3 protein-coding genes and 3 pseudogenes are annotated in these 9,858 nt (G+C 74.5%); 3 read left to right on the top strand and 3 right to left on the bottom strand.

Annotation, left to right across the window (positions count from 1 at the left end; all coding sequences use genetic code 11):
- Positions 1 to 151: 151 nt before the first annotated feature.
- The 3 genes and pseudogenes from CCN29_RS09535 to CCN29_RS09525 all read right to left on the bottom strand — a co-directional run bounded on the left by CCN29_RS09535 (position 152) and on the right by CCN29_RS09525 (position 4,215).
- Positions 152 to 721 carry a hypothetical protein gene (locus tag CCN29_RS09535; protein WP_442538289.1) on the bottom strand — a complete coding sequence of 190 codons (570 nt, stop codon included), beginning with the start codon at positions 719 to 721 and terminating at the stop codon, positions 152 to 154.
- 69 nt (positions 722 to 790) lie between these two features.
- Positions 791 to 3,330, bottom strand: a pseudogene (locus tag CCN29_RS09530) (bifunctional FO biosynthesis protein CofGH).
- A gap of 24 nt (positions 3,331 to 3,354) precedes the next feature.
- Positions 3,355 to 4,215: an LLM class F420-dependent oxidoreductase gene (locus CCN29_RS09525; RefSeq protein ID WP_006135722.1), complete on the bottom strand. Its 861-nt coding sequence runs from the start codon at positions 4,213 to 4,215 to the stop codon at positions 3,355 to 3,357.
- Between the two features lie 265 nt (positions 4,216 to 4,480).
- On the opposite strand from CCN29_RS09525, the gene CCN29_RS09520 reads away from it, so the two are divergent.
- From CCN29_RS09520 to afsR, 3 genes and pseudogenes are all read left to right on the top strand, one after another.
- Positions 4,481 to 5,992 (top strand): CehA/McbA family metallohydrolase, encoded by a 1,512-nt coding sequence (locus CCN29_RS09520; protein ID WP_031021533.1) that lies wholly within the window; start codon positions 4,481 to 4,483, stop codon positions 5,990 to 5,992.
- A 13-nt stretch (positions 5,993 to 6,005) separates the two neighbouring features.
- A pseudogene (locus tag CCN29_RS09515) lies at positions 6,006 to 6,401 on the top strand (nitroreductase/quinone reductase family protein).
- A gap of 125 nt (positions 6,402 to 6,526) precedes the next feature.
- Positions 6,527 to 9,485, top strand: a pseudogene (afsR, locus tag CCN29_RS09510) (SARP-family global regulator AfsR).
- The last annotated feature ends 373 nt before the right edge of the window (positions 9,486 to 9,858 follow it).

Here is a 9,858-nt window from a genome sequence, read left to right as displayed (position 1 = left end):
GCACCACCCGCACGCCCCTTCCCCCGCGTCCCGAGGGCCTCATTCTGACGCACCCCGGCCCGATTCGGGTGTCGGACCGGCGGCACCGCCTGCGCGGCCGGGTCGCCCTGGGGAAAGGACACCGGGCAGCCCCGGCGAACCGGACGGCCCGCTACTTCACCACCTGGACCGTCGTCCCCGCCGTGCCGAAGGTCCAGAGGGCCTTGCCGTCCTGTTTGGCGACGCGGATGCCGCCCGTCTGGGCGCCGGGGTCGGCGGGTGGGGGTGAGGAGCCGTCGACCGCGTTGGAGAACGCGACGAAGACGCCGGACTTCTGGGCGAAGTACATGATGTGCTCCACCGGGACGCCGTCGCTGCCGTTGGTGGCCTCCGTGCGGGTGCCGATCGCGTAGGCGCCGGGGTCCGGGGCGACCGTGCCGGGCCACACCGGGAAGGAGCGGCGGGCGGCGTCGCTGGCGTCGACGAGCCAGACGCGCTTCTGGCCGAGGGAGTAGACGATGCGGCGGCCGGTGCCGGAGTCGGCGGGCACGGCCGGCGTGCGCGGCTTCTCCGGCGGGGCGGCGGACGGCTTGGGGTCCGCCGTCGCCGTGGCCTTCGGCGGAGTGGCGGCGGCGACAGGCTTGGTGCCCTGGTCCGCCTGGACGGCCAGGACCGCCACCACGGCTATCGCCCCCGTGGTCAGCCCGGTCACCCAGGCCCACGAAGGAAGACGGGCAGACACCGGTACGCACTCCTCAGCCACCGACAGCGGGTCGGATCATCCTACTGCCAGCGGCGGACGCCTCCGGAGTCAGTCGAGGACCGGCAGCAGCTCCGGCAGATGGCCGTCCGAGGCCTGAGCGGCGCNNGGCGGCCGGCCGCCTCCGCGACCGCGATCAGGTCCTTGACCGACTTGTAGGACCCGTAGGAGGAGCCCGCCATGCGGGAGATGGTCTCCTCCATCAGCGTCCCGCCCAGGTCGTTCGCGCCCGAGCGCAGCATCTGAGCCGCGCCCTCCGCGCCCAGTTTGACCCAGCTCGTCTGGATGTTGGGGATCCACGGGTGGAGCAGGAGCCGCGCCATCGCCGTCACCGCGCGGTTGTCGCGGACGGTCGGGCCGGGGCGGGCGATGCCGGCCAGGTAGACGGGGGCGTTGGTGTGCACGAAGGGCAGCGTCACGAACTCGGTGAAGCCGCCGGTGCGCTGCTGGATGCCGGCCAGGGTGCGCAGGTGGCCGAGCCAGTGGCGGGGCTGGTCGACATGGCCGTACATCATCGTGGACGAGGAGCGGATGCCCAGCTCGTGGGCCGTCTCGACGACCTCGATCCAGGTCGCCGCCGGCAGCTTGCCCTTGGTGAGGATCCAGCGGACCTCGTCGTCGAGGATCTCCGCGGCCGTGCCCGGGATCGTGTCGAGGCCGGCCTCCTTCGCCGCCGTGAGCCACTCGCGGATCGACATCCCGGTGCGGGTCGCGCCGTTCACCACCTCCATCGGGGAGAAGGCGTGGACGTGCATGCCGGGGACGCGTTCCTTCACGGCCCGCGCGATGTCGAAGTAGGCGGTGCCGGGCAGGTCGGGGTGGATGCCGCCCTGCATGCACACCTCCACCGCGCCGACGTCCCACGCCTGCCGGGCGCGGTCGGCGACCTGCTCCAGCGACAGCGTGTACGCGTCGGCGTCGGTGCGGCGCTGCGCGAACGCGCAGAAGCGGCAGCCGGTGTAGCAGACGTTGGTGAAGTTGATGTTGCGCGTGACGATGTACGTCACGTCGTCCCCCACCGCCGACCTGCGCACGTCGTCCGCGACCCGGCACAGCGCGTCCAGCGCCGGACCGTCCGCGTGGAACAGGGCCAGCGCCTCCGCGTCCGTGAGCTTCGTGGGGTCGTCGGCCGCCGTGCGCAGCGCCTCGCGGACGTCGGTGTCGATGCGCTCGGGGACCATGCCGGGGGCGGCGGCCTCGCGCAGCGCGTCCCAGTCGCCGTACACCTCGTCGAAGTCGGCGCGGCGGTCGCCGGTGCGGCCCTCCGTGTCGATGGTGCGGTGCAGGTCGGTGCGGCCGGCGGCGGTGAACGCCTCGTCCGGCTCCTGCCAGGGCAGCCCTTCGGGCAGCGCGTCCGGGAGGGCGAGCCCGGTCTCCGGGTCGGCGAGCGCGGCGACGTGCGGACGCAGCCGCGGGTCCAGCCAGGGCTCGCCGCGCCGCACGAACTCCGGGTAGACGCAGAGCCGTTCGCGCAGTGCGAAGCCGGCCGCGCGGGACTGCTCGGCCAGTTCCTCGATCTGCGGCCACGGGCGTTCGGGGTTGACGTGGTCGATGGTGAGCGGGGAGACCCCGCCCCAGTCGTCGATGCCGGCCGCGATCAGCCGCCCGTACTCGGCGTCGACCAGGTTCGGCGGGGCCTGGAGGCAGGCGGTGGGGCCGAGGACGAGGCGGGCGACGGCGACCGTGGCGACCAGCTCGTCCAGTTCCGCGTCCGGCATGCCGCGCATGGCGGTGTCCGGCTTGGCGCGGAAGTTCTGGATGATCAGTTCCTGGATGCCGTGGTGGGCGCGGGCGGTCTTCCGCAGCGCGAACAGGGACTCCGCCCGCTCCTCGTACGTCTCGCCGATGCCGATGAGGATGCCGGAGGTGAAGGGCACGGAGGAGCGCCCGGCGTCCTCCAGGACCCGCAGCCGCACGGCCGGTTCCTTGTCGGGGGAGCCGAAGTGGGGGCCGCCGGGCTCGGACCACAGACGCGTCGCGGTGGTCTCCAGCATCATGCCCATGGACGGGGCGACCGGCTTGAGGCGCTGGAAGTCCGTCCAGGACAGCACGCCCGGGTTGAGGTGCGGGAGGAGTCCCGTCTCCTCCAGGATCCGGATGGAGATCGCGCGGACGTAGGCGATCGTGTCGTCGTAGCCGTGCGCGTCGAGCCACTCGCGCGCCTCGGGCCAGCGGTCCTCGGGCTTGTCGCCGAGGGTGATGAGGGCTTCCTTGCAGCCGAGCGCGGCGCCCTTGCGGGCGATGTCCAGCACCTCGTCCGGCGACATGAACATCCCGTGCCCGGCCCGGCGCAGCTTGCCGGGCACGGTGACGAACGTGCAGTAGTGGCACTTGTCCCGGCACAGCCGCGTCAGCGGGATGAACACGCTCTTCGAGTACGTGATGACGCCCGGCCGCCCCGCCGCCTCCAGGCCCGCGTCGCGGACCCGGGCGGCGGAGGCGGAGAGGTCCGTCAGCTGCTCACCGCGGGCCTGGAGCAGCACGGCGGCCTCGGAGACGTCCAGGGAGACTCCGTCGCGGGCGCGCCTGAGCGCGCGGCGCAGGGAGTTCTCGGTCGGGCCGCCGGTTCCGGACGTCGCGGAAGTCGTCATGCCTTGAGCATACGTTCGGCGTGATCAGGACCTCTGACCGTCCACGAACGGCTGGAGCGCGTCCAGCGCCCGCAGCGCCTCCGCCTCCCCGGCCGGCGGCAGCTGCGCCACGACCTCCTCGACGCCCAGCTCCGCGAAGTGCTCCAGCTTGCCCGCGCTGGGACGGACCGCGTACGGGACGACCTGGAGGGCGGCCGGGTCCCGGCCGGCATCGGCCCAGGCGATCCGCAGGGCGGGCAGCGCCTCGGTCAGGCCGCGCCCGCCGATCGGCAGCCAGCCGTCGGCGTAGGCGCAGATGTCGGCGAACAGCTTCGGTCCGGCCGCCCCGCCGACCAGGGTGCGCGGGCCGCTCACCGGGCCACGCGGCTTCTGCACCGGCTTGGGGTACGCGACGCTCGCCCGGACGGCGCCGAACTCCCCGTCGTACGGCGTCGGTTCGTCGGCCCACAGGGCGCGCATCAGGCCGATCCGGTCACGCACCAGGGCGCGCCGGGTGCGCCACTCCACGCCGTGGTCGGCGGCCTCCTCCACGTTCCAGCCGAAGCCGACGCCGAGGGTGAAGCGGCCGCCGGAGAGGTGGTCCAGGGTCGCGATCTGCTTGGCGAGGTCGATCGGGTCGTGCTGCGCGGCGAGCGTGATGCCGGTGCCGAGCCCGAGCCGTTCGGTGACGGCCGCGGCCTGGCCGAGCGCCACGAAGGGGTCGAGGGTGCGGCCGTACTCGCGGGGCAGCTCGCCGCCGGCCGGGTAGGGGGTGGTGCGCTCGACGGGGATGTGCGTGTGCTCGGGCAGGTACAGCCCGGCGAACCCCCGCTGTTCCAGCTCCCGGGCCAGCCGGACCGGGGTGATCGTCTCGTCGGTGAGGAAGATCGTGACGGCGATGCGCATGGGCGGCCTTTCGTACGCGGACGACGCCCCATGCATACCCGCCCGCTCCCCTCCTGTCCATACCGACCGGTCGGCATCGCGCCGACGGCCACAACCGGATCACACCGGAAGCCGCCCCACCTCACACCGGCGGTCGCCCCGGACACGGCCCGAAATCCGTCGATTCCCTTCCCTTCCACGGCAGTTCACTGCTCAATACGAAGGTTGCACCGCACCACCCCTGCATCACCCACCCCTGTCCTCACCGACACCCGGGAGCAGCAGCATGTGCGAGGAGCATCAGGCCGGCGTCGGACGGCGCGCCGTCTTCCTGACGGGCGCCGCCGCCGCGTTTACGTTGGGGAGCGTGAGCTTCGCCTCCGCGGCCGAGGGCGGCCGCAGCCAGTCCAGGACCGTACGGGGCACCCTGCCCACCGGCTCCCCCGACTTCGTGTACGTGCCGGTCGAAGTGCCGCACGGCGTACGCGAGATCAAGGTCGCCTACACCTACGACCGGCCCCAGGTCCCGGCCGGCACCGCGGGCAACGCCCTCGACATCGGCGTCTTCGACGAGCGCGGCACCGGCCTCGGCGGCGAGGGCTTCCGCGGCTGGTCCGGCGGGGCGCGCACCGAGTTCTTCCTGCGCGCCGACGAGGCCACCCCCGGCTACGTCCCCGGCCCGGTGCGCGCGGGCACCTGGCACATCGCGCTGGGCCCGTACACGGTCGCCCCGCAGGGCCTGGCCTACGAGATCACCGTGACGCTGACGTTCGGCGGGCCGGGCCGCACGCCCCGGCCCGTGTACCCGCCGGAGCGGGCGAAGGGGCGGGGGCGGGCCTGGTACCGGGGCGACTGCCATCTGCACTCCTGGCACTCCGACGGCCGCCGCACGCCCGCGGAGATCGCCGCGCTCGCCCGCGCGGCCGGGCTGGACTTCGTCAACTCCAGCGACCACAACACCTCCTCCGCGCACGCCCACTGGGCGGAGGCGGCCGGGGACGACCTGCTGGTGCTGCTCGGCGAGGAGGTCACCACCCGCAACGGCCACGTGGTGGCGCTCGGCACCGACCCCGGCACCTTCGTCGACTGGCGCTACCGCGCCCGCGACAACCGCTTCGGCCGGTTCGCCCGGCAGATCCGCCGGGCCGGCGGCCTGGTCGTGCCCGCCCATCCGCACGCCACCTGCATCGGCTGCAACTGGAAGTTCGGCTTCGGCGAGGCGGACGCGGTGGAGGTGTGGAACGGCCCCTGGACGCCCGACGACGAGGTGGCGCTGGCCGACTGGGACGGCATGCTGGTCGCCTCCGTGCGGCAGGGCCGCGACTGGATCCCGGCCATGGGCAGCAGCGACGCGCACCGCGACCCGGACGTGGTGGGCCTGCCGCAGACCGTGGTGCTCGCCGACGACCTCAGCCGCCGCGCGATCCAGGACGGCATCCGCGCGGGCCGCGCCTACGTCGCCGAGTCCGCGGACGTCTCCGTCGCCTTCTCCGCGTCCGGCCCGCGCGGCGAACACGCGGGGATCGGCGAGCGGCTGCGGGTCCCGGACGACTCCCCCGTCACCGTCCGCACCGAGGTCACCGGCGCCCCCGGCTGCACCGTCCGCCTCGTCACCGACCAGGGCGTGCTGCACACCTCCGCGCCGCTGCCGGCGGGCGGGGCCGGCGTCGTGGAGTGGCGCACCACCCCCGCGTACGCCGCGTACGTGCGCGCGGAGGTACGGCACCCGGCCGCCGCCGGGCCGCTGCCCGGAAGCTTGGCCGCTTTCACCAACCCCGTCTTCCTCGGCCGCCGGTAGGCTCGGCGCCACGATGACTTCTCGCGCCGAACGCCGATACCGCGTCGTCACGGCCTTCCAGCGCCGCGTCGGGAACCCGCTGCTGCGGCGGATGCCGTTCCAGACCCTGCTGGAGACCACCGGCCGCGTGTCGGGCCTGCCCCGCACCACCCCGGTGGGCGGGCGGCGCGTCGGCGACACGTTCTGGCTGGTGTCGGAGTTCGGCGGACGCAGCCAGTACGTGCGCAACATCGCGGCGGACCCCCGGGTGCGGGTGCGCATCCGGGGCCGCTGACACACCGGCACCGCCCGTCCGCTGCCCGGCGACGACCCCGTCGCCCGGCTGCGCACCCTCCCCCGGTTCAACAGCGCCGCCGTGCGGGCGCTCGGGGCCGAACTGCTCACGGTACGAGTGGATCTGGACGGATGAGGTCACAGATGTGGGGAGTCCGTGGCGGCCCGTCGATCCCCGTGTGATCGGTGTCTCGCACGGCTGACTCATGCGTCAGGAGAAGGCAGACTGGCGTAGTTGCTCGGAATGCATAGGGGGACTGCATGGACGGTGTGCCGCGAGGACCCGAGCAGCGGGGTCCCGGCTCCTCCCCGGAGCCGGAGACGCTGCGGTTCGGCGTACTGGGTCCGGTGCGCGCCTGGCGTGGCGAGACACCGGTCGCCACCGGCAGTCCGCAGCAACGCGCCCTGCTGGCGGCCCTGTTGCTGCGCGAGGGCCGCACCGCCACGGCCGCCGAGCTGATCGACGCCCTGTGGGGCGAGGAACCCCCCTCGCAGGCGCTGGCCGCGGTGCGCACCTACGCGTCCCGGCTGCGGAAGGTGCTGGACCCCGGCGTCCTGGTCAGCGAGTCCGGCGGCTACGCCGTGCGCGGGCTCGGCGAGGGCGCGCTGGACCTCGGGGCCGCGCAGGAGCTTGCGGCGGAGGCGGAGAAGGCCCGGTACACCGGCGACCTGTGCCGCGCCCGCGACCTGCTCAACCAGGCGCTGACGCTGTGGGACGGCGAGACGCTGGCCGGGGTGCCCGGCCCGTACGCGGAGGCGCAGCGCGTCCGCCTGGAGGAGTGGCGGCTGCAACTCCTCGAGACACGGCTGGACATGGACCTGGAGCAGGGCTGCCACGCGGAGGCCGTCTCCGAGCTGACCGCGCTGACCGCCGCGCACCCGCTGCGGGAGCGGCTGCGCGAGCTGCTGATGCTGGCGCTGTACCGCAGCGGCCGGCAGGCGGAGGCGCTCGCGGTGTACGCCGACACCCGCCGGCTGCTCGCCGACGAGCTGGGCGTCGACCCGCGCCCGGACCTGAGCGAACTCCAGCAGCGCATCCTCGAGGCCGACCCGGCCCTCGCCGGACCGCCCGCCGCGCCGGCGCAGACGGAGCCCGCGCCCGTACGCCCGGCGCAACTTCCCGCGTCGGTACCCGACTTCACGGGCCGGGCTGCGTTCGTGCGGGAGCTGGGCGAGGTCCTCGCGTCGGCCACCGGCGAGCAGGGGCAGGTGATGGCGGTGTCCGCCGTCGCCGGGATCGGCGGCGTCGGCAAGACCACCCTCGCCGTGCACGTGGCGCACGCCGCCCGGGACGCGTTCCCCGACGGCCAGCTCTACGTCGACCTCCAGGGCGCCGGCGCCAGCGCCGCGGAGCCCGAGACGGTCCTCGGCTCCTTCCTGCGCGCCCTCGGCACCGCCGACACGGCGATCCCGGACTCGCTGGAGGAGCGGGCGGCGCTGTACCGCTCGGTGCTGGACGGCCGCCGGGTGCTGGTGCTGCTGGACAACGCGCGCGACGCGGCGCAGGTACGGCCGCTGCTGCCGGGCACGGCGGGCTGCGCCGCCCTGGTGACGTCCCGGGTGCGGATGCTGGACCTGGCCGGGGCGCACCTGGTCGACCTGGACGTGATGTCGCCGGAGGAGGCGCTGGCCCTCTTCACGAAGATCGTCGGCGAGGAGCGGGTGCGCTCCGAGCGGGAGGCGGCCCTGGACGTGGTGGCCGCCTGCGGCTTCCTGCCCCTTGCCATCCGTATCGCCGCCTCCCGGCTGGCCGCCCGCCGCACCTGGACGGTGTCCTTCCTCGCGGCGAAGCTCGCCGACGAGCGCCGCCGCCTGGACGAGCTCCAGGCGGGCGACCTGGCGGTGGCGGCCACCTTCGAGCTGGGCTACGGCGCGCTGGACGCGGCGCAGGCGCGCGCGTTCCGGCTGCTGGGCCTGGCCGACGGCCCCGACATCTCGCTGGCCGCCGCGTCCGCCCTGCTGGACCTGGCGGCGGACGCGACGGAGGACCTGCTGGAGTCCCTCGTCGACTCGTCCCTGCTGGAGTCGGCGGCCCCCGGCCGCTACCGCTTCCACGATCTCGTACGGCTCTACGCGCGTGCGTGCGCCGAGCGGGACGAGCAGCCGCCCGCCGAGCGGGAGGCCGCCCGGTCGCGGCTGCTGGACCACTACCTGGCCAAGGCCGTGCGGGTGTACGGCATCGAGCGGCCGGGCGACCGGACCGTGGCCCATCTGGCAGAAGGGCCGGTTCGCCGGCGAGGAGTTCGGCGGCGCGGGACAGGCGCTGGACTGGCTGCACAGCGAGGCCGGGCCGCTCCTCGCCTGCGTACGGCAGTCGCTGGACGCGGCCATGGTGCGCCGGGCCGTCGACCTGCTGGTCGCCGCCATCGACCTCGCGGAGTCCGGGGTGGACTCCCGCCAGTACCGCAGGACCGCGCGGGCCGCGTGCGAGGCGGCGGCCGCCCTCGGGGACGCCCGCGCCGAGGTGCGGGCCCGGGTCACCGTCGCCCAGGTGCTCAGCCAGGCGGGCCGGTTCGACGCCGCCGAGGAGGAGACGATGCGGGCGGACGCGCTGCTGCGGGAGGCGGACGACCCGTGGGCGAACGGCGCCGCCCCGAACCAGCTCGGCATCATCGCCCTGTGCACCACCCGGTACGCGGACGCCGAGGGGTACTTCCTGCGCGCGATCGACGCCTTCCGCGCCGACGGCAACCGGCCCGGCGAGGCGAGCGCGGTCTGCAACCTCTCCCGCACCCTCGCCTCCATGGACCGCAGCGGCGAGGCAGTCGAACTCGCGGGGCGCGGCGTCGAGATCTACGACGAGCTGGGGATGTCGATGCGGCTGGCGAACGCCCGGTACGCCTCCGGCATCGTGCTCGGCCAGGCGGGGCGCGCGTCGGAGGCACTGGCCCAGCTCGACGAGGCGCTGGGCATCTTCGCGCAGAACCGGCAGTCGCTGTGGGAGGGCACGACCCACTACCGCATCGCCGAGGTGCACCTGCGGGCCGGCCGCCCCGCGCGGGCCGCCCGGCACGCGGAACAGGCCCTGGCGATGGGCTGCATCGGCGGCGACTGGATGCGGGCCAACGCCCTGACCCTGCTCGGCCGGGCGCTGGACACCCTGGACCAGGGCGACCGGGCCCGCGCCTGCTGGCGCGAGGCGCTGACCCTGTACGACGAGACGGGCTCCGCCGAGGCCGTCCAGGTACGCCGGCTGCTCGCCCCGCTGTCGGCGGCCTGAAGGCGGCCTGAGGGCCGCCCGCCGGCGGCGTTCATCGAACGTTTATGGCGGGCTGCCACTCTGATGGAACGGATGCGTCGCGTCGGGGGGCAGGCGGATCCGAGGGCCTCATCACCAGTCTGAGACCCGCCTGAACGCCCGTTCGGCGGCCTTCGGGGGAGTCGCCGAACGGGTCGTTCAACAGCAACGCCAGTCCGACAGTTGGGGGATGTACACATCATGAGCGAAGCGACGAACGAGCCGGAGTTCACCACGCAGGACCAGCACGCGCCGACGCCGCCGAGCACGGACGACCCCGAGGTCACCACGCTCGACCAGCACGCGCCCGCCCCGCCGAGCATCGGCGAGGTCACCACCCTGGACCAGCACGCCC

The sequence above is a fragment of the Streptomyces pseudogriseolus genome (genome assembly GCA_002154585.1).
Taxonomy (GTDB): Bacteria; Actinomycetota; Actinomycetes; order Streptomycetales; family Streptomycetaceae; genus Streptomyces; species Streptomyces pseudogriseolus.
The sequence above is the reverse complement of the archived record's forward strand: the minus strand, read 5'-3'. Positions and strand labels throughout refer to the sequence as shown.

Coding starts and splice junctions, on each gene's coding strand:
- CCN29_RS09525 (WP_006135722.1), bottom strand. CDS start 4,215: ATGCGCATCGCCGTCACGATCTTCCTCACCGACGAGACGATCACCCCG.
- CCN29_RS09520 (WP_031021533.1), top strand. CDS start 4,481: ATGTGCGAGGAGCATCAGGCCGGCGTCGGACGGCGCGCCGTCTTCCTG.